This is a genomic window from Luteibacter sp. 9133, assembly GCF_000800155.1.
Lineage (GTDB): Bacteria > Pseudomonadota > Gammaproteobacteria > Xanthomonadales > Rhodanobacteraceae > Luteibacter > Luteibacter mycovicinus.
Map to the genome: position 1 here is coordinate 3,609,170 of NZ_JUHO01000001.1, position 24,906 is coordinate 3,634,075.

19 protein-coding genes and 1 riboswitch are annotated in these 24,906 nt (G+C 65.5%); of the genes, 8 read left to right on the forward strand and 11 right to left on the reverse strand.

Annotated elements, in window-relative coordinates; all coding sequences use genetic code 11:
* Positions 1-36 precede the first annotated feature (36 nt).
* From FA87_RS15765 to xylA, 4 genes are read right to left on the reverse strand one after another with little or no spacing between them, the layout of a single operon-like run.
* Positions 37-1,584 carry a xylose ABC transporter ATP-binding protein gene (locus FA87_RS15765; RefSeq protein WP_036110353.1) on the reverse strand — a complete coding sequence of 516 codons (1,548 nt, stop codon included), beginning with the start codon at positions 1,582-1,584 and terminating at the stop codon, positions 37-39.
* A 51-nt stretch (positions 1,585-1,635) separates the two neighbouring features.
* A complete protein-coding gene (gene xylF / locus FA87_RS15770; RefSeq protein WP_239709108.1) occupies positions 1,636-2,649 on the reverse strand; it encodes a D-xylose ABC transporter substrate-binding protein in 1,014 nt (337 codons plus the stop codon).
* A 52-nt stretch (positions 2,650-2,701) separates the two neighbouring features.
* Positions 2,702-4,183 (reverse strand): xylulokinase, encoded by a 1,482-nt coding sequence (gene xylB, locus FA87_RS15775; protein WP_345775630.1) that lies wholly within the window; start codon positions 4,181-4,183, stop codon positions 2,702-2,704.
* Positions 4,184-4,199: 16 nt separating this feature from the next.
* Complete coding sequence (gene xylA / locus FA87_RS15780) at positions 4,200-5,516, reverse strand: xylose isomerase (RefSeq protein WP_036110348.1); 1,317 nt, start codon at positions 5,514-5,516, stop codon at positions 4,200-4,202.
* 153 nt (positions 5,517-5,669) lie between these two features.
* On the opposite strand from xylA, the gene FA87_RS15785 reads away from it, so the two are divergent.
* From FA87_RS15785 to FA87_RS15795, 3 genes are read left to right on the forward strand one after another with little or no spacing between them, the layout of a single operon-like run.
* Positions 5,670-6,845: a XylR family transcriptional regulator gene (locus FA87_RS15785; RefSeq protein WP_043695860.1), complete on the forward strand. Its 1,176-nt coding sequence runs from the start codon at positions 5,670-5,672 to the stop codon at positions 6,843-6,845.
* A 27-nt stretch (positions 6,846-6,872) separates the two neighbouring features.
* Entirely contained in the window at positions 6,873-7,916 is a 1,044-nt protein-coding gene (locus tag FA87_RS15790; protein WP_043695863.1) for an aldose epimerase family protein, read from the forward strand.
* A 35-nt stretch (positions 7,917-7,951) separates the two neighbouring features.
* Positions 7,952-9,832, forward strand: coding sequence for an ATP-binding cassette domain-containing protein (locus FA87_RS15795; RefSeq protein WP_043695865.1), 1,881 nt, complete (start codon positions 7,952-7,954; stop codon positions 9,830-9,832).
* Between the two features lie 63 nt (positions 9,833-9,895).
* On the opposite strand, the gene ppc is transcribed toward FA87_RS15795, so the two are convergent.
* Complete coding sequence (gene ppc / locus FA87_RS15800; protein WP_043695869.1) at positions 9,896-12,601, reverse strand: phosphoenolpyruvate carboxylase; 2,706 nt, start codon at positions 12,599-12,601, stop codon at positions 9,896-9,898.
* 95 nt (positions 12,602-12,696) lie between these two features.
* Positions 12,697-12,778: riboswitch (S-adenosyl-L-homocysteine riboswitch) on the forward strand.
* 19 nt (positions 12,779-12,797) lie between these two features.
* Here ppc and ahcY point away from each other — a divergent pair.
* On the forward strand, positions 12,798-14,228 hold the full coding sequence (gene ahcY / locus FA87_RS15805) for an adenosylhomocysteinase (protein ID WP_036110338.1): 1,431 nt from the start codon (positions 12,798-12,800) through the stop codon (positions 14,226-14,228).
* A gap of 50 nt (positions 14,229-14,278) precedes the next feature.
* Here the strand turns inward: ahcY and FA87_RS15810 are convergent, their stop codons facing one another.
* A complete protein-coding gene (locus FA87_RS15810) occupies positions 14,279-14,770 on the reverse strand; it encodes a DUF4232 domain-containing protein (RefSeq protein WP_052191390.1) in 492 nt (163 codons plus the stop codon).
* Positions 14,771-14,899: 129 nt separating this feature from the next.
* On the opposite strand from FA87_RS15810, the gene metF reads away from it, so the two are divergent.
* Positions 14,900-15,721, forward strand: coding sequence for a methylenetetrahydrofolate reductase [NAD(P)H] (gene metF / locus FA87_RS15815; RefSeq protein ID WP_036110335.1), 822 nt, complete (start codon positions 14,900-14,902; stop codon positions 15,719-15,721).
* Here the strand turns inward: metF and FA87_RS15820 are convergent.
* Positions 15,718-16,380 carry an NYN domain-containing protein gene (locus tag FA87_RS15820; protein ID WP_043695872.1) on the reverse strand — a complete coding sequence of 221 codons (663 nt, stop codon included), beginning with the start codon at positions 16,378-16,380 and terminating at the stop codon, positions 15,718-15,720. The genes metF and FA87_RS15820 overlap by 4 nt on opposite strands.
* Positions 16,381-16,598: 218 nt before the next feature.
* On the opposite strand from FA87_RS15820, the gene FA87_RS15825 reads away from it, so the two are divergent.
* Complete coding sequence (locus FA87_RS15825) at positions 16,599-17,636, forward strand: CDP-glycerol glycerophosphotransferase family protein (RefSeq protein ID WP_043695875.1); 1,038 nt, start codon at positions 16,599-16,601, stop codon at positions 17,634-17,636.
* 3 nt (positions 17,637-17,639) lie between these two features.
* Here FA87_RS15825 and FA87_RS15830 read toward each other — a convergent pair whose 3' ends face one another.
* The gene (locus tag FA87_RS15830; RefSeq protein WP_156128568.1) at positions 17,640-18,428 is read right to left on the reverse strand and encodes a glycosyltransferase family 2 protein; all 789 of its coding nucleotides are present in this window, start codon (positions 18,426-18,428) and stop codon (positions 17,640-17,642) included.
* Between the two features lie 132 nt (positions 18,429-18,560).
* Here FA87_RS15830 and FA87_RS21025 point away from each other — a divergent pair, with 132 nt between their 5' ends.
* Together FA87_RS21025 and FA87_RS15840 are read left to right on the forward strand one after the other, a co-directional pair.
* Complete coding sequence (locus tag FA87_RS21025; RefSeq protein WP_052191391.1) at positions 18,561-19,079, forward strand: DUF4124 domain-containing protein; 519 nt, start codon at positions 18,561-18,563, stop codon at positions 19,077-19,079.
* A gap of 85 nt (positions 19,080-19,164) precedes the next feature.
* Positions 19,165-20,082 (forward strand): branched-chain amino acid transaminase, encoded by a 918-nt coding sequence (locus tag FA87_RS15840; protein ID WP_036110328.1) that lies wholly within the window; start codon positions 19,165-19,167, stop codon positions 20,080-20,082.
* Between the two features lie 60 nt (positions 20,083-20,142).
* Here FA87_RS15840 and FA87_RS15845 read toward each other — a convergent pair whose 3' ends face one another.
* The 3 genes from FA87_RS15845 to FA87_RS15855 are packed head-to-tail and all read right to left on the reverse strand — an operon-like array spanning position 20,143 to position 24,862.
* The gene (locus FA87_RS15845; protein ID WP_036110324.1) at positions 20,143-21,018 is read right to left on the reverse strand and encodes a hypothetical protein; all 876 of its coding nucleotides are present in this window, start codon (positions 21,016-21,018) and stop codon (positions 20,143-20,145) included.
* Between the two features lie 11 nt (positions 21,019-21,029).
* A complete protein-coding gene (locus FA87_RS15850; RefSeq protein ID WP_156108682.1) occupies positions 21,030-22,550 on the reverse strand; it encodes an esterase-like activity of phytase family protein in 1,521 nt (506 codons plus the stop codon).
* Positions 22,550-24,862 (reverse strand): TonB-dependent receptor, encoded by a 2,313-nt coding sequence (locus FA87_RS15855; RefSeq protein ID WP_052191520.1) that lies wholly within the window; start codon positions 24,860-24,862, stop codon positions 22,550-22,552. Before FA87_RS15855 ends, FA87_RS15850 begins: the two co-directional genes overlap by 1 nt.
* Positions 24,863-24,906: the final 44 nt, after the last annotated feature.

Below are 24,906 nucleotides of genomic sequence, written 5' to 3' on the forward strand. Positions count from 1 at the left end.
GAGCTTCCGTGGTGGCGCGTGGATGGGTTCGAAGGATCAGGCCGCGTGTGCGGGCCCCTCGGCGGCGTGTGAAATCGCGGCGGCGAGCACCTGCTCCTGCGTCAGACCGACGTTCTTGAAGTCGCCGCGAAGCTTGCCCTCGCCGACGACGAGAACGCGATCGCTCACGCCGAGCACCTCGGGCATCTCCGAGGAGACCATGATGATGGCGACGCCCTTGGCGGCCAGTTCGAACATCAGCTTGTAGATGTCGTACTTGGAGCCGACGTCGACGCCGCGGGTCGGCTCGTCGAGGATAAGGACCTTGGGGCCGGGCAACAGCATCTTGGTCAGGACCGCCTTCTGCTGGTTGCCGCCGGACAGCCCGACGATCGCCAGTTCGGGACTGGCCGTCTTGACGCGCAGCCGCTTGATCTCGGTGTCGACCACCTGCAGCTCGGCCTGACGGTCGATCTGCCCGGCGTGCGCATAATGCGCCAGCGTGGCGAGCGTGATGTTGTCACCCACACCCAGCAGCGGCACGATACCCTGGCGTTTACGGTCTTCCGGCACCAGCGACAGACCGGCCTTGATCGCCTGCTCGGGCGAACGGATCTTGATCGACTTGCCCTCGAGCACCAGCTCGGCCTCGTAGCGGCCGGGGTAGGCGCCGAAGATCGCCGAGACCAGTTCGGTACGACCCGCGCCCACGAGCCCGGCGATACCGACGATCTCGCCGCGACGCACTTCGAACGAGATGTCGTCGACGCGCTTGCGGTTCGGGTTGGCCACGTCCCAGCAGGTGACGTGCTTCGCCTCGAAGATCACCTCGCCGATGTCGTGGTCCATCTTCGGGAACAGGTTTTCGATCTCGCGCCCGACCATCGCGGTGATGATCGTGTGCGTGGTCATCTCGCTCATCGGCTTCGTGACGATGTGCTTGCCGTCGCGGATGACCGTGACCGTGTCGCACACGCGTGCCACTTCGTCGAGCTTGTGCGAGATGTAAACGCAGGCCACACCGTCGCGCTTGAGGTCCTCGATGATCGACAACAGCGTATCGGTCTCGGAGGAGGTCAGCGACGACGAGGGCTCGTCGAGGATCAGCAGGCGCGCGTTTTTCGCCAGCGCCTTGGCGATCTCGAACAACTGCTGGTAGCCGCCGCCGTAGTTCATTACAGGGGCCGCTACGTTGACGTCCTTGAGCTTGAGCCGGGCGAGCAGCGCCTCGGCCTTCGCATACATGGCGTCGTAATCCATCACACCGCCGAACTTGCGGATCTCGTTGCCGAGGAAGATGTTCTCGGCGACGGAGAGCTGCGGTACCAGCATCAGCTCCTGGTGAATGATGACGATGCCGGCCGCTTCGCTGTCACGCACCGAGTGCGCCCGCAGCGGCTTGCCGTCGAACAGGATCTCGCCTTCCCACGTGCCATAGGGGTACACGCCGGAGAGGACTTTCATCAGGGTGGACTTGCCTGCGCCGTTTTCTCCGCACAGGCCCACGCATTCACCGGGCCGCACGGCCAGGTCGATGCCATTGAGCGCACGCACGCCGGAGAATTCCTTGACGATCTGGCGCATCTCGAACAGGTATTCGCTCACGGTCTTCCTCACTCAAGGTGGCGCCCCGCACGAAGCGGGGCGCCCCCGATCTTACTGACCCACCTGGGCCTGGGTATAGAAGCCGTCCTTGACCACGAGATCGACGTTCTGCTTGGTCAGCAGGGTCGGGGTCAGCAGGATGGTGTTGATGTCGCCCTTGCCGTTGTTCATCTTGGAGGTGAAGTTCGGCGCCTTGCCCTGGGCGAGGTCGACCGCCAGGTTGGCGGCATCCGTGGCGATGGTCTTGATCGGCTTGTAGACCGTCATGGTCTGCGTACCGGCCTTGATCCGCTTGATCGCGGCGAGATCGGCATCCTGACCCGACACGGCGACCTTGCCGGCGAGCTTCTGGCCGTTCAGCGCGGCGATGGCGCCACCCGCGGTGCCGTCGTTGGAAGCGACGATGCCCTGGATGTTGTTCTTGTTGGCGGTCAGCGCGTTTTCGATGATCGACTGCGCGTTGGAGGCCAGCCACTCGTTGGTCCACTGCTGACCGACGATCTTGATGTCGCCCTTGTCGACCAGCGGCTTGAGCACCTTCATCTGGCCTTCGCGGAGGATCTTGGCGTTGTTGTCGGTGGGCGCGCCGCCGAGCAGGAAGTAGTTGCCCTTGGGTGCGGCATTGACCACGCCCTGGGCCTGCATCTGACCGACCTTGTCGTTGTCGAACGAGATGTAGGCGTCGACGTCGGCGTTGAGGATCAGGCGGTCGTAGGAGATGACCTTGATGCCGGCCTTCTTCGCTTCGGCCACGACGGTCGTCAGAGTCTTGGCGTTGAAGGGCACGATGACGATGACGTCGACCTTGCGCGAGATCAGGTTCTCGATCTGCTGGATCTGCTTCTGCTCGTTGGCATCGGCGGACTGCACCGAGACCGTGGCGCCCTTGGCTTCAGCGGCAGCCTTGAAATAATCGCGGTCCTTGGTCCAGCGCTCGACGCGCAGGTCGTCGATGGAGAAGCCGATGACCGGCTTTTCCTTGCTGGCGTGCGCCTGCGGCGCCGCGAAAATACTGGCGCCGACCATCGATACGGCGAGCAACGTGTATAGGGCCTTGTGCTTCATGCTCATCTCCATGCTTCTGGGTTCACCCTCTTCAGGGCGGAAATTCGTCGCCTCAGGCGGCGTCGGAATACAGCGGCTTCAAACGCTCGTACGAGCGGCGGAACAGAGGGTGACGTGTTTGAAGAAAATATGCATGACGCGCTGCATCGGGCTCGCGGACGGCGGTAACCTCCGGCATCGGACAGACCTCATCCAGCGTGGCTTGCGGGTCCACCGCCAGGCGTGCGAGACGCGCCGCGCCGAGCGCCGGGCCGACTTCGCCACCGGCGCGCAACACCAGCTTCTTGCCCAGAATGTCGGCCAGCATCTGTGTCCAGTAGGCACTGCGCGAGCCGCCGCCGATGACCGTGATCTCGTCGGCCACCACGCCGGTCGACTCGACCGCCAGCAAGCCGTCGAGCAGACCCAGGCCGACGCCCTCGAGCGTGGCGTTGGCGAGATCCGCGCGCAGCGTGCCCGGACCCAGGTTGGTGAATGAGCCGCGTGCATGGGCATCGTTGTGCGGCGTGCGCTCACCCGTGAGGTAAGGCAGGAACACCGGGCCGTCGGGTTTCAGGCCGGCGGCTTCAGCTTCCGCCAGCAGTGCCGGGACATCCTTGAAGCCCGTGAGGCGGGCGGTGAAGTCCAGGCAGCTGGCCGCGTTGAGCATCACCGACATCAGGTGCCAGGTGTCCGGCAAGGCATGGCAGAAGCTGTGCACGGCCTGCTCGGGGCTGGCACGGAAACCATCGGACACCGCGAAGTACACGCCCGAGGTGCCCAGCGAGAGCATCGCCTGACCGCTGCGGACGATACCCACGCCGACGGCACCCGCCGCGTTGTCGCCACCACCGGCGGCGACGGGCACGGTATCCATGCCCCAGCGATCCGCCAGCTCCCGGCTCAGCCGACCCGCCGGCTGGCTGCCTTCGAAGACCTCGGGCATGTGCGAGCGATCCAGCCCGGTCGCGGCGAGCATCGCATCGCTCCACTGACGCTTCTCGACATCGAGCCAGAGCGTGCCGGCCGCGTCGGAGGCATCGGTCATGTACTCACCGGTGAGCTTCAGCCGCAGGTAGTCCTTGGGCAGCAGCACCCTGGCGACCTGCGCGAAGATCTCGGGCTCGTGCTTGCGGACCCAGGCGAGCTTGGGTGCCGTGAAGCCCGGAAACGCCACGTTGCCGGTGATCGAGCGGAAGCCCGGCACCTTTTCCAGTTCGGCACCCTCGATGTCGGACCGGGTGTCGTTCCAGAGAATCGCGGGGCGCAGGATATTGTCTGACTTATCGAGAAGGGTCGCGCCGTGCATCTGGCCCGAGAGACCGATGGCCGCCACGCGGCGGGCATCGGCACCCTTGAGGACATCCGTGACCGCCGCCTCGGTGGCCGCCCACCAGGCCGCGGGATCCTGCTCGGACCAGCGCGGCCTGGGATGGGACACCTCGAGCGGGCTGGACGCACTGGCCCGCACCGCCCCCGTGTCGTCGATCAGCACCGCCTTCACCGACGAGGTGCCGAGGTCGATACCGAGGTACATGCGTGCCTGTGCTTCCATCAAAACGAACTCCCTATCAGCCGTAGATATAACGGTTGACGATATTTTCGAGCAATTCCTGACCGCCGGAGACGTGCTTCGGGTGGATGTCGCGTGCGATCGCCTCGTCCGACAGGGAAGCGAGCGTGAAACCACCGTTGAGGATCTTCGCACCCAGCTCGGCATCCCATCCAGCGTAGCGCTTCGCCTTGAAGTCGGCGAGGGCGTCGCGCTCGATCAGTTTCGCCGCACGCTCGAGGCTCAGCGCCAGCGCGTCGATACCACCGATGTGACCGTGGAAGAGATCCTCCGCCGCGCTGCTCTGGCGACGCACCTTCGTGTCGAAGTTGTAACCGCCCGTGGTGAAGCCGCCGGCCTTGAGGATCTCATAGGTCACCAGGGTGAGCTCTTCGACACTGTTGGGGAACTGGTCGGTGTCCCAGCCGTTCTGCGGATCGCCGCGGTTGGCGTCGATCGAGCCGAACAGACCCAGCGCGATGGACGTGGCGACCTCGTGCTGGAACGAATGGCCGGCCAGCGTGGCGTGGTTCGCTTCGAGGTTGGTCTTGACCTCGTTCTCCAGACCGAAGTCCTTGAGGAAGCCGTACACCGTGGCGCTGTCGTAGTCGTACTGGTGCTTGGTGGGCTCCTGCGGCTTCGGCTCGATCAGGATCGTGCCCTTGAAGCCGAGCTTGTGCTTGTGTTCGACGACCATCTGGAAGAACCGGCCCAGCTGCGCGCGCTCGCGCTTGAGGTCGGTGTTGAGCAGGGTCTCGTAGCCTTCGCGGCCGCCCCACAGCACGTAGTTCTCACCGCCGAGGCGATGCGTGGCTTCCATGGCGTGACGGACCTGCGTCGCGGCGTAGGCGAACACTTCCGGCTGCGGATTGGTCGCGGCGCCGGCGGCGTAGCGCGGGTTGCTGAACACGTTGGCCGTGCCCCAGAGCAGCTTCACGCCGGTTTCGGCCTGCTTCTTCTCGAGCACGTCGACCATCGCGGCGAAGTTGTTCCTGTATTCGGCGAGGTTCGCGCCTTCCGGTGCCACGTCGGTGTCGTGGAACGTGTAGAACGGCGTGCCGAGGCGGGAGAAGAAGTCGAAGGCGGCGTCGGCTTTCTCACGCGCCTTCTCCAGCGGGTCGCCCGCGGTCTGCCAGGGACGCTCGAACGTGCCGGCACCGAAGACGTCCGAGCCCGGCCACACGAAGGTGTGCCAGTAGCAGACGGCGAGACGCAGGTGCTCGGCCATGCTCTTGCCAAGGATCTGCTTCTTCGCATCGTAGTGATGGAAGGCGAGCGGATTGTCCGACTGCGGACCTTCGTAGGCGATCTTCGGAATGTGCGAAAAGTACGACATAACAAATCCTTGACAAACAGGGGGGCGAATTCCGTCGATGCTGACGATCCGGGGGCATACCGCGCAATTGCGATTTCAGTCGCCACCCCGGTACTTTTCTTTGCCGCGGTGCGTCATGGCCGCGAGCGCCGATTCCTGCTAGTTTTCGCCGCCATGGCACCGCACCGCATCGCCCTGCTTTTCAATGCCAACAAGGTGTATGACCGTCAGGTCATCGCCGGGATTGGGCATTACCTCAACAGCACGCGGGTAGAGTGGGACCTCTTCATGGAAGAGGACTTCCGCAGCCGGATGCGCGACATCCACGATTTCCAGGGCGACGGCGTCATCGCCGACTTCGACGACCCCGACGCCCCGGATGCGTTGCGCGACCTGCACATCCCCGTGGTGGCCGTCGGCGGCTCCTACCACGACGCTTCCGCCTATCCGGCGGGCGTTCCCTATATCGCCACCGACAATGCGCGCCTCGTGCGGCTGGCCTATGACCACCTGATCGAACAGGGCCTCACGCGCTTCGCCTTCTATGGCATCCCCCCGAGCCCGGGCAGCCGCTGGGCGCAGGAGCGGGAACATGCCTTCGAGGCCATCGTTCGCGAGGAATCCATCGACGGCGTCGTGTACGAAGGCTCCCCCACCAGTGCAGGTGGCTGGGGCCACGCGGTGGAGGAACTGATCACGTGGCTGGCCGATCTGCCCAAGCCCATCGGCATCATCGCCGTGACCGACGCCCGTGCGCGCCAGCTCCTGCAGGCCTGCGTCATGGGTGGCTTCGCGGTACCGGAGCAGATCGCGATCGTCGGTATCGACAACGACCCGATGGCCCAGCTGCTGACGCGCATCCCGCTGACGTCGGTGATCCAGGGTGCCGAAGAGATGGGGCGCACCGCGGCGCACCTGCTGCACCAGATGCTGCGGGGCGTGGATTGCTCGAGCTCGCGCATCCTCGTGCCACCGGTGGGCATCAACGTGCAGGTGTCGAGCCGGTTCCAGCCGATGCGCAGCCCGCACGTCATGCGCGCCAGCCACTACATCCGCCAGTACGGCTGTCTCGGCATCAAGACCGAGCAGGTCGCCGACTACGTGGGCGTGTCGCGGACCGTGCTCGAGGAACATTTCAAGCGCGAGCTCAAGCAGACGGTCCACCAGGTGATCCTGAAGCACAAGCTCGACACGGCCTGCGACCTCATCGCCAACTCCGACGTGCCGCTCGCGGACATCGCGCTGCGTTGCGGCTTCACGTCGCTGCAATACATGTATGCGGTATTCCGTCGTGAGTACGACTGCACGCCGCGCCAGTACCTCGACCTCCATCGCAAGACGACGACCTGATCGCCGTCCGCAGGGAACGCTCTACCCATGCCCGTATCGAATGCCACCGCCTGGGGCCATCTCCCCGACGGCCGCCCGCTCCACCGCTGGACCCTGCGTAACGCCCGCGACGCGCAGATCGACATCACCGACCTCGGCGGCACCCTGCTCTCGTGGCAGGCGCCGGACCGCCAGGGACGCGTCGGCGACATTCTGCTCGGTCACGCCGACGCGCAGCAGTACCTCGCCTCCACGGCGTATATGGGCGCCATCGTCGGACGCTGGGCCAACCGCATACGCGGGGGACGCTTCAGCGTCGACGGCATCGACTACCGGGTGGACCGCAATGACGGCGGCAACCATCTGCACGGCGGCCACGACGGTTTTCACCTGCAGCGCTGGGACGTCGAACCGGACGGCGACGCCTTGCTGCTACGCCTCGTCTCACCCGAGGGGGATGGCGGCTTTCCGGGCGAAGTGCGGGTGACCCTGCGCGTGCAGCTGGAGGACGACGGCAGCCTCGACCTCCGCTATGAGGCGGAAAGCGATGCCCCCACGCCGCTCAGCCTCACGGCGCACCCGTACTTCAACCTCAACGACCGCCGCCCGGATATCCGCGACCACGTCATCCGTATCGACGCGGATGAGTTCCTGGCCATCGACGCGGGCGCGATCCCGGTCGGCCGCCAGCACGTCGCCGGTACGGCCTTCGACTTCCGCGAACCGGCGCCGATCGGATCGCGGCTGCACTGGCCGGACCCCCAGCTGCAGCTGGTGGGGGGCTTCGATCACTGCTATATCCCGCACGCCCGTCCGAGCGAGGCGGGCCGCGTCGTCGCCGTGGTCAGCGAGCCGTCCAGCGGACGCCGGCTCACGGTGAGGACCGACCGGCCGGGGCTGCAGTTCTACAGCGGCCAGAAGCTGGCCGGCCAGCCGGGCCGTCACGGGGACGCCTACGGCCCGTTTGCCGGCTTCGCGCTCGAGGCCCAGGCCTTTCCGGACCAGGTCAACGGCAGCGAGGCCGAGGGTGCGATCCTCCGGCCCGGCGTCACCTGGCGCCAGCACACCCGGTACACCGTCGATACGGACTGAAGGGCAGCGCTGGCTCCCGCCGGGTACAATGGGGGATGTCTCTTATCCAACTCCTCAATGTCGACTACAGCGTCGGCGGCCCGCTCCTGCTCGAACAGGTGAATCTCTCCCTCGACGCCGGCGAACGCGTCTGCGTCGTCGGGCGCAACGGCGCGGGCAAGTCCACCCTGCTCAAGCTCATCGCCGGCGAGATTCACGCCGAAGACGGTGAGATCCGCCTGCAGGGCGGTACGCGCATCGCGAGGCTGACGCAGGAGGTCCCGCAGGACACCACCGGCAGCGTGTTCGACGTGGTGGCCGACGGCCTTGGGGAGCTCGGTCATCTGCTCGCGCGCTATCACCATCTGCTCGAAGAGGGCGACATGGATGCCCTCGGCGACGTGCAGACGCAGATCGAGGCCCATAACGCCTGGGACCTGGACTCGCGCGTCCAGCAGGTGATCGAGCGCCTCGAGCTTCCCGCGGGCACCGACTTCGCCGACCTCTCCGGCGGCATGAAGCGTCGTGTGCTCCTGGGCCAGGCCCTGGTTCGCGACCCGAACCTCCTGCTGCTCGACGAGCCGACCAACCACCTCGATATCGAGGCGATCGCGTGGCTCGAAGGTTTCCTCAAGAGCTTCACCGGCAGCATCGTCTTCATCACCCATGACCGCAGCTTCCTGCGCGCGCTGGCGACCCGCATCGTCGAGATCGACCGCGGCAGCGTCACCAGCTGGCCGGGCGACTACGACAACTACCTGCGCCGCCGCGAAGAGCGCCTGCACGCCGAAGCCCAGGCCACCGCGCACTTCGACCGCAAGCTGGCCCAGGAAGAAGTCTGGATTCGGCAGGGCATCAAGGCACGCCGCACGCGTAACGAAGGGCGCGTTCGCGCCCTCAAGGCACTGCGTCGCGAACGTGGCGAACGTCGCGAGCAGACGGGCACCGCCAAGATCACGCTGGGCAATGCGCAGTCGTCCGGGCGCAAGGTGGTCGACGTCAAGCACGTCACCCACGGCTACGGCGGGCGCACGCTGCTGAAAGACCTTTCCACCACGATCATGCGCGGCGACCGTGTCGGCATCATGGGTCCCAACGGCGCGGGCAAATCCACGCTGCTGAAGATCCTGCTGGGCGAACTCAAACCGCAGACGGGCGAATCCACGCTCGGCACCAGCCTGCAGATCGCCTACTTCGACCAGCACCGCTCCACGCTGGACGACAGCATGAACGCGCTGGACAACGTGGCCGAAGGCCGTGAATACATCGAGCTCAATGGGCAGCGCAAGCACATCATCGGCTACCTGCAGGACTTCCTGTTCTCGCCGGAGCGTGCACGCGCGCCGATCACCCGCCTGTCCGGCGGCGAGCGCAACCGCCTGCTGCTGGCCAAGCTGTTCGCGCAGCCGTCCAACCTGCTGGTGATGGATGAACCGACCAACGACCTCGATGTCGAGACGCTGGAACTGCTCGAAGAACTGCTCAACGAATACACCGGCACCCTGCTGCTCGTGTCTCACGATCGTGACTTCATCGACAACGTCGTGACCAGCACGCTCGTGCTCGAAGGAGGCGGCGACGTCGGCGAGTACATCGGCGGTTACAGCGACTGGCTGCGACAGAAGCCCGCGATCGAGGCGGCGAAGGCCGCCCATGCCGCCAGCGCGAAGCCAGCGGCACCCGCCGCGGCACCGGCGGCCGCTCCCGTCGCCGCACCGAAGAAAAAGCTGTCCTTCAAGGAACAGCGCGAGCTGGACCTGCTGCCGGCGAAGCTCGAAGAACTCGAGACGGAGATCGCGAAGCGCACCGAGGCGATGAACGACCCGAAGTATTACCAGCAGGATGCGGCCGCGATCACGCGGGCGAACGACGAACTGGCGAAGGTGCAGGCCGAGCTGGATGCGGCCTTCGCGCGCTGGGAAGAACTCGAAGGCTGAGCAGAGCCCGGCTCCAGCCGGATAGCTGCCGGTTCTCGACCGGTCAGCTACCGGCGCTGTGAATCAACCCGTGTTCTGCAGACCCTGCGACACGCCGTTGACGCAGGCCACGAGTGCGTTGAGCAACGCATCGTCCTTGCCTTCGGTGGCACGCCAGCGTCGCAGCAGGTCGACCTGCAGGAGGCTCATGGGGTCCACGTACGGGTTGCGCAGACGGATCGAGGTCGCCAGACGGGGATCGCCGGCCAGCAACTCCGAGGCGCCCTTGAGCTTCAGCACCCAGGCCACGGTCCGCTCGAACTCGGCGCGGATCATGGGGAAGAACCGTTCGTGGAGCGGCCCGGCCAGCTGCGAGAACGCTTCGGCGATGTCGATGTCGGCCTTGGCCAGCACCATCTCGACGTCGTCCAGCATGGTCGAGAAAAACGGCCACTCGCGGGCCATGTGGACCAGCGCCTCTTCGCCGCACTCCTTCGCCACCACATCGAGCGCGCCACCGAGGCCATACCAGCCGGTGAGCACCGCACGGCACTGCGTCCACGAAAAGACCCAGGGAATGGCGCGCAGATCTTCCACGCCCTTCATGCTGCGACGACGCGCCGGACGCGACCCGAGCGTCATGCGCTCGATGACGTCGATGGGCGTGGCACCGCGGAAGTAATCGACGAAGCCCTCCGTGTCCACGAAGGCACGGTACGCCTTGCGGCTCTCGTCCGACAGGCGGGCCATGACGTCCTTCCAGCCGGCCTCGCGCGCTTCGGTCTCACGCGGCCGCAGCGAGGCACGCATGACCGCACCGAGTGTCTGCTCGAGATTGCGCACCGCGAGCGCGCGAATGCCGTACTTGCGGTGGATGACCTCGCCCTGCTCGGTAACCCGCAACACGCCACCGACCGAGCCGCGCGGGGACGCCATCAGAGCAGGCGTGATGCGCGACCCACCCCGGCTGGCCGAACCGCCACGACCGTGGAAAAAACCGATCCGGATACCCGCCTTCGCGGCGACGTCGAGCAGTTCGACCTGCGCACGCTGCAGGCTCCACTTGGAGGCGACCGTACCGCCGTCCTTGCCGCTGTCGGAGTAACCGAGCATCACCCACTGGCGATCGCCGCGTGCCTTCAGATGGGCACGATAGACGGGATCGTCCAGCAGTGCCTGCAACGTGGTCGCGCCACCGGCGAGGTCGTCGATGGTCTCGAACAGGGGTGCGACATCGAGCGGCACGCGACCGTCTTCGAGCAGGCCACCACGGCGTGCCAGCGCGAGTACGGCAAGTACGTCCGCCGCGGTTTCGGCCATGCTGATGATGTACAGGCCGGTCGCTTCGGTACCGTAGCGCGTGCGCGAATCGGCCAGCGTCGCAAACACGTCACGCAGCATACCCGCGGCTTCATGGTCCTCGCCGGCGACGAAGCTGCGCTCACCCGCCGCGTACGGACGCAGGGCTTTCACCCGCGCATCGGTATCGCGACCCGACCAGTCCGCATCGTCGAGCAGAGCCGACAGGGCTTCGTCATGCACGCGCGCGTCCTGGCGCACATCCAGACGCGCGAGATGGAAACCGAACGTCCGCGCACGCCAGAGCAGGCGGCCGACGGCATACGCACCCGCGTGCCTGCCGTCGTGCTGAATCAGGCTCTTTTCGATCAGGGCGATATCGTCGATGAAGGCGTCCGCATCGGGGTACGACTGCGCCTGCTCATGCAGCGTCGCTTCGAGTCGCGCCGCGACGAAGGCGAGAAAGGTGCGATACGGCATGTCCGTGTGACGGGGACGGATCCTCGCCGCGGCCTCGGGCAGGTCCTCGCGATACGTCTCCAGCCGACGCACCAGCGTGTCGTCCAGCGTCACGCGATCGTCGGTCTGGCTGAGCAGGCGGCCGAGCGCCGCCACGTCCTCCAGATAGCGCTCGAGGACCAGCGCGCGCTGCGCGGACAGCGTCGCGGCGATGGTCTCGGCGTTGACGTTGGGATTGCCGTCCATGTCGCCGCCCACCCAGGTGGCGAAGCGGAGCACCCGCGGAAGGGTCAAACCTTCGCCGTAGGTCTCGTCGATCGCCTGCTGGAGCGATTCGTACAGGGCCGGCAGCACGCGGTAGATCGGCCGCGCGATGTAGAAGCCGACATGATCGAACTCGTCCTGCACGCTGGGGCGGACCGGCGACGCTTCCGCCGTCTGCCAGCCCGACGACAACGCCATCAGGATGCGCGCATCGTCGTCGCGTCGTTCCTGCGGGGTACGCGTGGGATCGAACTCGTCGACCAGCGCACGGACGATCTCCTGCTCCTTCTCGAGCAGCGAACGGCGCACCGCTTCCGTCGGGTGGGCGGTGAATACCGGCTCGACATCGAGACGGTCCAGCAAGGCACGCAGTTCGTCGCGACTCACGCCATCCTCTTTCAGGCGGGCCAGCACGGCGGCAAGCGATTCGGGCTGGGGCGCACCGCCCTCGCGCTGATAGTCGCGGCGGCGACGGATACGGTGCACGCGCTCGGCGGTATTGACCGCCTGGAAGTAGGTGGCGAAGGCGCGCGCCAGGGATTCGGCGTCGGCCGGGTCGAGGCCCGTCAACGGGTCGGCCAGGGCGTCTACCGCGGCGCCGCTGCGGCGGCGGTGGATCGCGGTGGTGCGCACATGCTCGACGCGGTCGAAGAAGGGCTGGCCGCCCTGCTCCGCCAGCATCTGACCGACGAGGGCGCCCAGTCGGCGCACGTCCTCGCGGAGGGGGTCGTCGTGGGGCAGGAATTCCGGATCGCGCGCAGCTTCCATCGGAGTCTCACGTGGGGTCGAAACCCTGAGAGTACCTAAAAAGATGTGTTCATCCCTGCATTCGGATTCCGCGATATAATCGGAAAACCGTTTTGCCCGCCGAGGGGCGCTGCGACCATGGGTCCGACCCATAGGCCAGGCTCGGCGCGGCGTCCCACCAAACGGCGCCCCCGTGAAACTTCCGGAGCTACGCCAGATGAACGCCGTTACCAAGATCAACGATGCCGACGACTTCAAGGTCCGCGATATCTCGCAGGCCGCCCTCGGCCGCCGTCGCATCCGCATGGCCGAAGAGGAAATGCCGGGCCTGATGCAGATCCGCGCCCGCTACGCCAGCGAGAAGCCGCTCAAGGGCGTCCGCCTTTCGGGCTCGCTGCATGTCACCAAGGAAACCGCCGTCCTCGCCGAGACCCTGCGCGAGCTCGGCGCCTCGGTGCGCTGGGCCTCCTGCAACATCTTCTCGACCCAGGACGACGTCGCCGCGGCTCTTGCCGACGGTGGCCTGCCGGTGTTCGCCTGGAAGGGCGAGTCGCTGGAAGAGTACTGGGAGTGCACTCTCGACATGCTGACCCACCCGGGTGAGCTCGGCCCGCAGCTGATCGTCGACGACGGGGGCGACGCCACGCTCTTCATCCACAAGGGCGTCGAGCTCGAAGACGGCAGTGACTGGGTCAACACCCCGAGCGGCAACCACGAAGAGCAGGTCATCAAGGACCTGGTCAAGAAGACCGCCGCCGCGCGTCCGGGCTGGTTCAAGAAGGTCGCCGCCGAATGGCGCGGTGTCTCCGAAGAGACCACCACCGGCGTGCATCGCCTGTACCAGCTGGCCGAAGCCGGCAAGCTGCTGGTCCCGGCCATCAACGTCAACGACTCGGTCACCAAGAGCAAGTTCGACAACCTCTACGGTTGCCGCGAGTCGCTGGCCGATGGCATCAAGCGCGCCACCGACCTGATGGTCGCCGGCAAGGTCGCGGTCGTCTGCGGCTACGGTGACGTGGGCAAGGGCTGCGCGCACTCGCTGAAGGGCTTCGGCGCCCGCGTCATCGTGACCGAAATCGATCCGATCAACGCCCTCCAGGCCGCGATGGAAGGTTTTCAGGTCACCACGATCGAAGACACCCTCGGCCTCGGCGACATCTATGTCACCACCACGGGCAACAAGGACATCATCACGCTCGAGCACATGGCGGCGATGAAGAACAACGCCCTGGTCTGCAACATCGGCCACTTCGACAACGAGATCCAGATGGACCGCCTGAACGGCGCGAAGGACGTCACCCGCGAGACGATCAAGCCGCAGGTCGACCGCTACACCTTCGCCAAGGGCAACAGCATCTACATGCTTGCCGAAGGCCGCCTGGTCAACCTCGGTTGCGCCCACGGCCACCCGAGCTTCGTCATGTCGAACAGCTTCTCCAACCAGACGCTGGCGCAGATCGACCTGTGGAAGAACAAGGACACCTACGAGAAGACGGTGTATCGCCTGCCCAAGAAGCTCGACGAGGAAGTCGCCCGCCTGCACCTCGCGCAGATCGGCGTGAAGCTGACCGTGCTGACTCAGGACCAGGCCGACTACATCGGTGTGCCGGTCGAAGGTCCGTACAAGCCGGATCACTACCGCTACTGATCGGCTGCGTTATCGCAAACGACGAAGGCGCCCCGCGAGGGGCGCCTTTTTTATTTTTTCACCGACAGGGGCGGCTGCTCGACCGCCGCCGGCGCGTCCCCCGGCGCACAGATGCGACCACTCGCCAGGCCCTCCACGAGCGCCTTCGCACCGTAGCGCACGCGCACCCGGGCGATCGACACACAACGACTGTCGTCGTAAACCTCGCCACTGACCCAACGCAACGGCGTCGAGGCTTCCGCGCCGGGCGCCAGCCGTACCGGCAGCACCACCGGACCGGGATGCATCCCAGCCGGCGCCTTACGCTCCGTGGCGAGGGTCTTCCCGTCGGCGTCCAGGAAGATCACCGTCGGCAGTCCCGGCAGCAGGCAGTCGGAGGAGCCCGCATTGCGCACGATCAGACGGGTGCCGCCGTGCGACATGCCGTTGAAGTTGCCGTTCTCGCCGTCCGTTCTCAGCGCCAGCGATTCCGCGCGGCAGGGGGACGCAGGGACGGTTGCGGGAGCGGCGGCGAGGGCGGTCATCGCGAGCAATGCGAGCATGGGTTGCCTCCTTGGGGGAGGCTCCGTTGTAGGAGGAAACGCTTGAACGCGGCTGCAACGGCGATTTAGCCATCTTTCCATCTGGATGGAAAGATATATACTCGGAGCACCTTTCAGGGATCCGCGTCCATGCCGGCCATCAGCTTCGAGTTCTTCCCGCCCAAGACCGACGAACAGCGCGATCAGCTCGACGCCGCGGTCAGCCGTCTCAAGGGACGCGGGCCGGACTACGTGTCCGTGACGTTCGGCGCGGGCGGCTCGACGCTCAGCTACACCGACGACACGGTGAAGCGGCTGCGTGCGGATCACGGGCTCTCGGTGGCCCCTCACCTCTCCTGCATGGGCGGGACGAAGGCGGAAATCGGCGCGCTGCTGGACACGTACAAGGCATCAGGCTGCCGACGCATCGTTGCGCTGCGCGGCGACCTGCCCTCAGGCATGGCGACGCCCGGCGACTTTCGCTACGCGGCGGAACTGGTCGGCTTCATCCGCGAACACAGCGGCGATCATTTCCACATCGAAGTCGCCGCCTACCCCGAAACCCATCCCCAGGCCGAGAACGCCCTGGCCGACCTTCGCCATTTCAAGACCAAGGTGGACGCAGGCGCGGACGGCGCCATCACGCAGTACTTCTTCAATGCCGACGCGTACTTTCGTTTCGTCGACGACGTGACCCGTCTCGGCGTCAAGGTGCCGGTCGTTCCGGGCATCATGCCGATCGCGAACTTCAGCCAGCTGCGTCGGTTCTCGGAGCAGTGCGGCGCGGAGATTCCCCGCTGGATCGTCAAGCGCATGCAGGCGCATGGCGACGATGCCGCCGCGGTGCGCGAGCTCGGCGCCGATGTGGTCGCGGAGCTCTGCCGTCGACTGCTCGAGGGCGGCGCGCCGGGTCTGCACTTCTACACGATCAACCGTGCGCGCGCGACGACGTCGGTACTCGATCGCCTTTAAGTCGTCGCCTGCGCCGCCGGACTCGAATGCCACCGTGAGGGACAGCGAATTTCGCTGCCGCCGGGCAGTCGGATGGCGCTCGGAAACTGTGACCTGAGCAAATGCACTAAACGAATGGGGCGGACAAAATCCGCATGCATCTGCAGATCTTTTGCAGGTCCGCCCGCCACCGGACACAAGATGCCGACGACCTTTCCCAGCGAACGCACCAGGCGCAGGGCTTCCGCCAGATCGGAGTCATTCGAGAGTACGACAGCACAGTCGTACTCATCGTTCCAGGCATCGTGCAACATGTGCACCCCGAGATTAACGTCCGAGTCTTTCTCTTCGCGCGTCCAGATTCTGACGTGAGTTGACTCGCCGTTGTCCGAAGGTTCGACCAACCTGGCGCGTTTTTGTCTTTGCCGAAACGTTCCGTAATGCACGTGCACGCCGCGAGCGAGCAAGGCTCGCAGATATACGTCTTGCCGGCTTGGCTGATCGGGGTCGGTTTCGGTGCCCGTTACTCGGGCCGTAAAGTAACGAATCATCGTAACGTCGTTCTCGTTGCGAAGGCAGGCACGCGCCAACGCGAACAAATCGAGCCACTTCACATTTGCCTTGCCCTCGAGCAGGCGGTGGAACAGGTTAAACCCGTCCACGTAGATCGCAGTCCGCAATTTCCATTCCTTAGAAAAGGCAACGCCACCTCGATGGGTGGCGTGCGACCCGGCGACCGAAACCGACGGGGGGGTGCTGAAATGGTGCGCGAAGCCTAACGCAGAGTCAATGCACCGCGACATGTAGGATTTCGCCCACTGAGCGCCTGGCTCATCACTTCGCGCTGTCTTCTATACTCGGCATCCGCCAGACCGCCGACCCCTCCAGGAGCCCAGACATGCGCGCATGCGTCATGTTCGCCACCGAAACCTATGCCTTGCCGATCCTGAGGCCACTGGCTGCGGCGGCGGTGGCGCGTGGCGTCCAGGTTCGCTGGCTGGTGACCGACGCGGTGGCGCAGCGACTGACCGTCGATGAGCAGCGCCTGCGCAACATGGCCGACATACGCGCCTTTTCGCCGGATGCGACATTCTGCGCGGCGAACTGGGCGCCCCCCGGTGTCCCCGGTCTCAAGGTCCAGGTATTCCACGGTTTCAACGCCAACAAGCGTGAGCCTGACCGCGGGCATTTCGCCATTCGTGGGTTTTTCGACCTGTATACGACGCAAGGCCCGGCGACCACGCTTCCGTTCGAAGCGCTCGCCAGAGACCACGGCCATTTCGCAGTGGTCGAAACCGGCTGGCCCAAACTCGATCCCTTGTTCGCCGGGAACGTCGCCCATCCGATCGAGCGCGACGCACGGCCACTCATCATGTTCGCTTCGACGTTCAGCCACCGACTGAGCTGCGCACCGGCGATGCTCGACACGCTGCGCACACTCATCGCGCGTAACGACCGCCAGTGGTTGCTGACGCTTCACCCTAAATCGGATCCCGGGCTGATCCGCGCCTACCAGGCGCTCGAGGCCTCCAATGCGCGCTTCATGGACTCGGAACGCCTGGTCGATATGGAGCGCGCCGCCGACATGCTCGTGTGCGACACGTCGTCGGTGATCCACGAATTCGCGGTACAGAACAAACCCGTCGTCACCATCGCCAACCGTCGGCCCGAGCCTTTCATGCTTGACGTTGCCACGCCCGGCGACGTGGACGCGGCCATCGATCTCGCGCTTTCGAAGCCGCCGTCACTGATGGCGGCGATCCAGGCCCATGGTGACGACATCCATCCCTACCGCGATGGCCGCTCCAGCGAACGCGTGCTCGACGCGACGGATGCGATGATCACCGCCGGCAAGGCGAAACTGCACCGCAAGCCGCTCAATCTGGTCAGACGCTACAAGGCGTGGCGCGACCGCGCGTCGCTGTTCCCGGCCTGATCCTCAGGGTTTGAAACCTTTCTGCAGCAGATACTGCTTGAGGTATTTGCGGCGCACGTACTCGACACGAAGCAGCGCATAGACAAGACCGCGCCACCCGTCGAGAAAGCCGCCGCGGAAGACGTAGCCCTTGAGGAAACGGAACATCGGACTCAACACGATCTGCGCGAGCCCGGTGCGCTTGTTTTTCGCGAAGGCTTCTTCCGCCATCAGGTGCGCGTAGCGTTCCTGCTTGGCAAGCATCGCCGACAGCGAGCGGTATGGATCGTGATCCAGCCAACCGTCGATGGCGCGCGTCTCGCCTCTGACGACGACGGATTCGTGAATCTCCCGCGCGCCGTGCCAGCCGGCCTTGCGGCGGTCGAAAAGACGCACGACACGATCCGAGCCCGCATTGCCGTACCTCATCACCTTGCCGAGGAAGCGGTTGCGGCGAACGATGCGAAAGGCGGCCGTATCGCCGAAGCCCTCGGCAAAACGTTTCTCCATGGCCGCGCGCAGGCCAGGGTCGACGCACTCGTCAGCATCCAGGCACAGGACCCATTCGTGCCGGGCGGCAGCGACGGCAAAGTCCTTCTGCGTGCGAAACCCGTCGAAGGGGCGATGAATCACCCGGGCACCCGCGGACTCCGCGAGGGCCACCGTGTCGTCGGTCGAGCCGCCATCCACCACGACCAGATCGTCGCAGAACGACGCCGAGGTCAGGCAGGCGACGATGCGATCGGCTTCATTCTGCGCGATGACGCAGACGGAAATCGGCAGACGCGTGGCGTCGGGGGAGCGCTGGGCCATGGACTCGGTGGGGGGCTTGAGAAGCGCCTACTCTACCAAACCGGGGCCGCGCCTCCCGATAGCGTGCTCGCCGTCACCCTCCGTGGAGTCGCCGTCACCGATGATGGCGCACCCCGACCATGCGTGCCTGCCGTGATCCGCGCCCTCCTTCTGCTGGCCCTGCTTCTGCTCGCCCTCCCCGCTTCGGCGCAGACGGAGATTCACCGTTGCGTCGGCGCCGACGGGCGTCCCGCGTTCAGTGACCAGCCCTGCGCGAGCATCGGCGCGACATCCGTGCTGCCGCCTGCCAATGCCCCTGCCTTCGCCTCGACCACGGGCGATTCGGCGGCCGGTCCGTCCGGCCCGTCGGCCGGGCTGCTCTGCGCGAAAAACCTGGCCGACCTGCGCCAGGGGATAAGCCAGGCGTTTGCGACCCGCAATGCCAACCGCATCGGCGGCCTGATTCTCTGGAATGGTTCGAGCCAGGGCGCCGTCGATGGCATCCGCGGAATCGAGTCGCTGATCCGGCAACCGCTGGTCGCACTCGAGGGCAACGAAGCCAGCGGCATCGACGCCGTGACCTCATCGCCCGGGGCCGACGCATCCACCCGCCGGGCACATTTCGACGTGGTGCGCGACGCGGGTTGCCTGTGGCTGCGGCCACCCGCCTGAGCCCTCCGGACGCGTACTGACGCAACGCGCCATGTGACCAGGGCCGCCACCCGCTATCATGAGCGGTCCCCTCCGGAGCGCTCACATGTCGCAGAACTACCCCGAATGGATCTGGCAGAACGGGCAGATCAAGCCCTGGCGCGATGCCACTGTCCATGTCATGGCCCACGCGCTGCACTACGGATCCTCGGTGTTCGAGGGTATCCGCAGCTATGAGACGCCGGATGGCGCGGCCATCTTCCGCCTTACGGATCATCTCAAGCGCCTGTATCTCTCGGCGAAAATCTACGATATCGAGATTCCGTACCCGATCGACGAACTGGCCGCCGCCTGCCGCGACGTCGTCAAGAAGAACGATCTTCGCGCCGCCTACCTCCGTCCGGTGGCCTTCCGCGGCCTGGGTGGTTTCGGGCTGTCTGCCGACTGCCCGACCGACGTCGCCGTGGCGACCTGGCCGATGGGCCCCTACCTCGGACCCGAGGCGCTCGAAAACGGCATCGACGCCTGCGTTTCCAGCTGGCAGCGTTTTGCACCCAACACGATTCCGGCAGGTGCCAAAGCCGGCGGCAACTATCTGTCGGGTCAGCTGATCGCGCGTGAAGCGCGTCGCCTCGGCTTCGGCGAAGGCATCGCGCTCGCCTCGTCGGGCCTGCTCAGCGAAGGCGCCGGTGAGAACCTGTTCCTGGTGTTCGACGGTGCGCTGCATACGACGCCCGCCAGTGCCTCCATCCTCACCGGTATCACCCGCCACACGCTGATGACCCTCGCACGCGAGGAAGGCATCGACGTGATCGAACGGGACCTGCCGCGCGAGTACCTGTACCTCGCCGACGAGATCCTCATGTGCGGTACCGCCGCCGAAGTCACGCCGATCCGCTCGGTCGACGGCAAGAAGATCGGCACCGGCAAGGCCGGCCCGGTCACGCGTCGTCTGCAGGAGCTCTTCTTCGGCCTCTTCAGCGGCAAGACGGCCGATCGCTGGGGCTGGCTCGAGAAGCTTTGATGCGTCGCGCGCAAGGCGCGCTCCTACCCTTGTAGGAGCGCGCCTTGCGCGCGATTTTCTTCAGTTGCAGAAGCCGTTCGGGAACGCGGACGAGCGATAGGCGTACAGCCAGCTCGTCTTGCCGCCGTCGTTGGCGATGTTCCAGTTGTTGCCGATCGAACCCAGTGCGGTGTTCAGCACCTGCGAGCGCTGCAACACCGGCGTGGTGAAGTACTTGTCCTCGTCCGCTTCGACGCGGAACGACAGCTCGGCCAGTGCGGGCGTCGCCGCACCGTCGATGTACCACAGGGTCAGTGCGAACTCCGCCTTCGACTGTCCGAGATCCGATTCCGGACCGTCGTATTCCTGCTGCGTCACCGTCACGCCGGCCACCTTCGACAGTGTCGACGACGAAAGCGACGACAGCGCCGAGGCACCAGGGAACTGCTTGATGAGATCCGCCACCGTAGCCGGCGTCGTCGTCGCGTCCTGCTTGGTCGAATGCGCGAGCACCAGACTACCGGGCGTCACATCGGTTTCCAGCTTCGTCGACGTGTTCTTGCCCGCGCCGGAGACGTCGGTCCAGTACGAGAGCTCTTCGTCCGGGTGACGGAACTTGAACTGGATGTCCGAGTGGTCGCCGGCACGCGTGCGGACCGAGTAGCCGGCCTTCATCAGCGAACAGCTTTTCGCCGTGTCGTAATAGGCCAGCGTATCGCGGTCGCCGGCGCTGAAGTTTCCGGTGACGGTCTTATCGAAGCCGAGCGCACTGAGACGCGTCGAGAGGTTCTGCAGCAGCGTCGCCGCAGCCGTCGATGGATTGCTCGCGAAGCGCGAGGGGTCGATCAGCACCTTGTACTCCTTGCTGTCGACGTAGGCCGGGGTATTGGCGTGGCTGGCGACGGAGCCCAGCAGGAGGCTCGCCGAGAGCAGCGAGAGAACCGTACGTTTCATCATGCGCGTGACCCTTACTTGTGGTGAGGAGCGGTGTTGGAACGCATGCCCGGCAACGTCAGCCGGTACACGAGGATGCGATTGTCGTTATCGATGTCGGAATCGCAGCGCTGGCCATCCATGACGCAGTGCTTCGCGATGAAGTCGTTATCGTTGCCGACCAGCAGGAACCAGTCGTCCGGATGCGACGCGTCGAGCGCGGGAACGAGGTCCATCGCTTCCCACTTCTCCGAGATCTGCGCCTTGCCCGACTCGCCGGCATGGATGCCCAGACCGAAGCGCGCGAGATCCGCCGGATCGATCAGGTTGATGAATGACTTCCACGTGACCGCGCGAATGTCGGCACGCAACACACCGCCCTCGCCCAGCACGGAGGCCGTGCCCGTCTCGTAGAGGGTGCCGGCGAGGTTACTGGCATCCGTCGTGTCGACCAGCAGCACGCTCTTGAAGACGATGGGCTTGCCGCCGTCCGCACCGTACCCACTGCCGTCGCGCGCGAGCATCAGGAAGCGGTGATCGTCCAGCACACGGATCTCGCTCTGCGCGGCCGTCCGGTTGGGAGCCCCTCCATGCCCGGTGTCGTCGTAGGAAGGCAGGCGAACGACGTAGTGGCCGATGGGCGATTTCGGTACCGCCGAGTGGCTGACGTCATAAACGAGTACGCGGGTCAGCGTGCGCCCGGACGCATCGCCGGGCGCGCTGTCCTGCACGAGGGCACTCTGCAAGACGACGAAGAGGCGCGTGCCATCCGGTGACAGTGCCATGCCCTCGACACCCTGATTGTTGCGCCGCCCCGAGGCCGGCGGCATCAGCGACGTAAAGTCGGGCCGACCCTGCGCATCGAGCGGACGCACCGCCTTCGGCGGCACGAGGATCCCCGTCAGCTTGCCCTGCCTGTCGAAGCGGTAGACGTTGGCCGCGTATTCGTCGCCGATGTAGAAGCCGCCGTCGCGGGTGAACTGCAACGATTCCGCATCGAGCGAGATTTTCCCGGCGCCGATCCCTTTCTCCGGCGACGGCAACACGATGCCGTGCTCCTTGCGCAGGCCCCCGGCAGGCTCGGCACCCGTGAACGGCTTGCCGGTGAAATCGCGCAACTCGCGACCGCCATCGACGGCGAAGGAGACCGTGCCCTTCCCGGGGTCGGCTCCGTCGGCCGACGGGAGCGTCATCGTGAAGCGGAACCGATGCAGGCGCCCGCGATAATCGAAGAAGACGTTGTGCTCGGGGTCGTTACGCCCCCGGTCGGGCAAGGTCCACAGCACGCCGGTGTACGTATCGCCTTCCCGCTTCCATGTGCCTGGCTCGATCGAGAGCGACGAGAACGACCCCAGCGTGTCGCCCAGGAAATCGATCGTCCCCGCCGGAAGCGACCCGGCGGCGACCAGCCCCTGATCGACGTAGGTCATGCCGCCGACGTCGACGCTGCGAGGCAGCGGCGTCGAGGCCAGGTCGGGCACACGCACTTCGAGGGTTTGTGCCAGCGCCCCGCCGTACAGAGCCGTGGCAACGATTCCGGCGATCAGACGACGCATCAGAAGCGCACGTCCAGCGTCGCGAAGAGCTGGCGGGGCGCCGAAGCGTGGAACACGTAGGCCGTACCTGCCGGGTCGCTGGACACGAAGGCGCTCGAATCCAGGTTGCTCGCGTAGCGCTTGTCGGTCAGGTTGGTCACGTTGAGCGTCAGGCGAATGTCTTTCGCCACCGAGAACGCGCCAAAGTCGTAACCGGCCGACACGTCCCACGTGGTGAAGCCACCGAAGCCCTGATCGTTGGTGTAGGTGTAGAAGCGCTCGCCGGTGTACTTGCCACGCAGCGAGGCAAACCAGGGGCCCTGGTTCCAGTCGATCTGCGTCGCGAAGAGCTTGGTCGGCGTATCGGTCTGGATCTTGCCGCGGGTGTGTTGCACGACGCCCGCCTGGGTGTAGTCGCCGGCGTAGGTCGAGCGGTTATACGACGCGGAGTTGTACCAGCGCAGGTTGCTGGTCGGCTGCCAGACAAAGGTGGCTTCGACACCGCGGCTGTTCACCCCGCCCACGTTGTAGAAGCGGTTACCGCAGGTGGGACCGACCGGCTGACGCGAGTCGCACGGATTGTACTGAAGGAGACGATTGTCGAAACGCACGTTGTACGCCGCCAGCGACGCGGCGAAATCGTCGCGCTCCAGGCGGTAGCCCGCCTCCAGGCTGCGCGACTTCTCGGGCTTCAGATCGCCCTGACTGTTCCAGATCGACTGACTGACCGCCTGCGGGCCCAGCTTGAAGCCACCCTGGAACATGGCGATGTTCTTCGAGAAGCTGGCGAACACTTCCTGGCCCTCGGCCAGCTTGTAACGCGCACCGAACTGCGGCAGCAACGCCTTGCTCGCACTGAGCTTGCCCGTGGCGAACTGGTTGTTCGACGCTGGGTTGATCGGCGTTTTCGCCTCGCCCGGAAGCGCGTGCGCGTCCGACGTGATGTGGGGGCTCTTTACGCCGACGTCGACGGTCAGAGCATCGTCGAGGAAGCGCATCGTGTCCTGCAGGAAGGCCTGACGCGTATTCCACACGGTCCGCTGATCGAACACACCCAGGTCGGGCTGTGTATCGACAGGTGCGCTGAGGTCGCGCGGACCCGTCACGTAGCTGCTGTAGCGCGACGCGCTGGAGACGTTGTGCTCGTACCAGACACCGCCTTCGAGGTGATGGTTGGCGAAGTCCCACGCGGCGGAAAGAATCGCCCCCGAGCGGTTGATGGTGTACAGCGTGTTGCGGAAGATGATCGGCAACTGCCGTGCTGTGCCCGGATACGAGTACGTACCGCTGTTCCAGTTATGCCCCTCACCCGCATCCTCGTGGTGATAGACCTGAGCATGGATGGTCACCGAGTCGCTGGGAAAGAAATCGCCGGCGAGGTAATAGAGGTCGTCGCTACGCAGGATCTGGCCCGCCGTAAACGCGCCGTCCGCATCCGTATCCGCGCCGCTGCGGTCGCAACGGCTCGCGTTGAACGTGGCGGCGTTGCAGTAGGCCTTGCCGAGCGCACGCTGCCAGTTCGGGGCCGAGCCGCCCCAGTCGTAGCCGAGGCCACGCGCCAGCTCGCTCTTCGACAGGTAGAAGTAGTCCGCCTGCGAGGTGCGCGACGTATCGGCGAAGCCGGTGAGGCGTGCCCAGTCGAAGTCCCACACGGCCTTGCCATTGAACTGCTTCGTCGTCGACCCGTTGTACGCGCTCTGGTTGTTCCAGAGGTCCGACGTGGTGCGCGCGCCCGAGAGGTACATCGAGAAACCGTTGTATTCGCCCGTGTCGAAGCGCGCGTACGTACGGCGGTTGGCGTCACTGCCGATGGTCTGCGACACGCGGCCGCCCATCGTCTTCAGCGGATCGTTCGAGCTGTAAGCGATGGTACCGCCCAGGTTGCTCGTCGACGGCGTGCCGAGGTTGCCGATACCTTCGGAGAGTTCGGCACCGGCGAAATTCTCGGAGATCAGCGCGCGGTTGATCGAAAGACCGTTGTAGTTGTTGTAGGCACTGTCGCCGAGGGGCAGGCCATCCAGCGTGTAGCCGAGGCGCGTGCCGCTGAAGCCTCGCAGACTCAGCGTCATCGACTGCTCGTTCGTACCCAGGGCATCGGCCGACTGCGCATTCACGCCTGGCAGCGTGTTCAGCACCTTCTGCAGGCTGGTGCCAGGCGGCAGCGCCTTCTGATCGGCCGTACGCAAGCGCTGCACCTGGCGTGTCTCACCGGTACCGATGACGGAGACGGTATCGAGGTCCTGTACCTTCTCACGTTTGCTGGCGGTGCCAGTCGTATCGGTCGATGACGTGGTATCGGTATCCGACGCGTAAGCAGCGGAAGCGAAGGCCATGCCGAGGGCGACGGCCAGAACGGTGTGCTTGAACAAGGGACGGC

What these genes read in the sequence shown, in the direction of transcription:
- xylA (WP_036110348.1), bottom strand. Translation starts at nt 5,516, where the DNA reads ATGTCGTACTTTTCGCACATTCCGAAGATCGCCTACGAAGGTCCGCAG.
- FA87_RS15855 (WP_052191520.1), bottom strand. Translation starts at nt 24,862, where the DNA reads ATGGCCTTCGCTTCCGCTGCTTACGCGTCGGATACCGATACCACGTCA.
- FA87_RS15785 (WP_043695860.1), top strand. Translation starts at nt 5,670, where the DNA reads ATGGCACCGCACCGCATCGCCCTGCTTTTCAATGCCAACAAGGTGTAT.
- FA87_RS15825 (WP_043695875.1), top strand. Translation starts at nt 16,599, where the DNA reads ATGCGCGCATGCGTCATGTTCGCCACCGAAACCTATGCCTTGCCGATC.
- FA87_RS15845 (WP_036110324.1), bottom strand. Translation starts at nt 21,018, where the DNA reads ATGATGAAACGTACGGTTCTCTCGCTGCTCTCGGCGAGCCTCCTGCTG.
- FA87_RS15850 (WP_156108682.1), bottom strand. Translation starts at nt 22,550, where the DNA reads ATGCGTCGTCTGATCGCCGGAATCGTTGCCACGGCTCTGTACGGCGGG.
- FA87_RS15810 (WP_052191390.1), bottom strand. Translation starts at nt 14,770, where the DNA reads ATGCTCGCATTGCTCGCGATGACCGCCCTCGCCGCCGCTCCCGCAACC.
- metF (WP_036110335.1), top strand. Translation starts at nt 14,900, where the DNA reads ATGCCGGCCATCAGCTTCGAGTTCTTCCCGCCCAAGACCGACGAACAG.
- FA87_RS15790 (WP_043695863.1), top strand. Translation starts at nt 6,873, where the DNA reads ATGCCCGTATCGAATGCCACCGCCTGGGGCCATCTCCCCGACGGCCGC.
- ppc (WP_043695869.1), bottom strand. Translation starts at nt 12,601, where the DNA reads ATGGAAGCTGCGCGCGATCCGGAATTCCTGCCCCACGACGACCCCCTC.
- xylF (WP_239709108.1), bottom strand. Translation starts at nt 2,649, where the DNA reads ATGAAGCACAAGGCCCTATACACGTTGCTCGCCGTATCGATGGTCGGC.
- FA87_RS15830 (WP_156128568.1), bottom strand. Translation starts at nt 18,428, where the DNA reads ATGGCCCAGCGCTCCCCCGACGCCACGCGTCTGCCGATTTCCGTCTGC.
- ahcY (WP_036110338.1), top strand. Translation starts at nt 12,798, where the DNA reads ATGAACGCCGTTACCAAGATCAACGATGCCGACGACTTCAAGGTCCGC.
- FA87_RS15840 (WP_036110328.1), top strand. Translation starts at nt 19,165, where the DNA reads ATGTCGCAGAACTACCCCGAATGGATCTGGCAGAACGGGCAGATCAAG.
- FA87_RS15795 (WP_043695865.1), top strand. Translation starts at nt 7,952, where the DNA reads ATGTCTCTTATCCAACTCCTCAATGTCGACTACAGCGTCGGCGGCCCG.
- xylB (WP_345775630.1), bottom strand. Translation starts at nt 4,183, where the DNA reads ATGGAAGCACAGGCACGCATGTACCTCGGTATCGACCTCGGCACCTCG.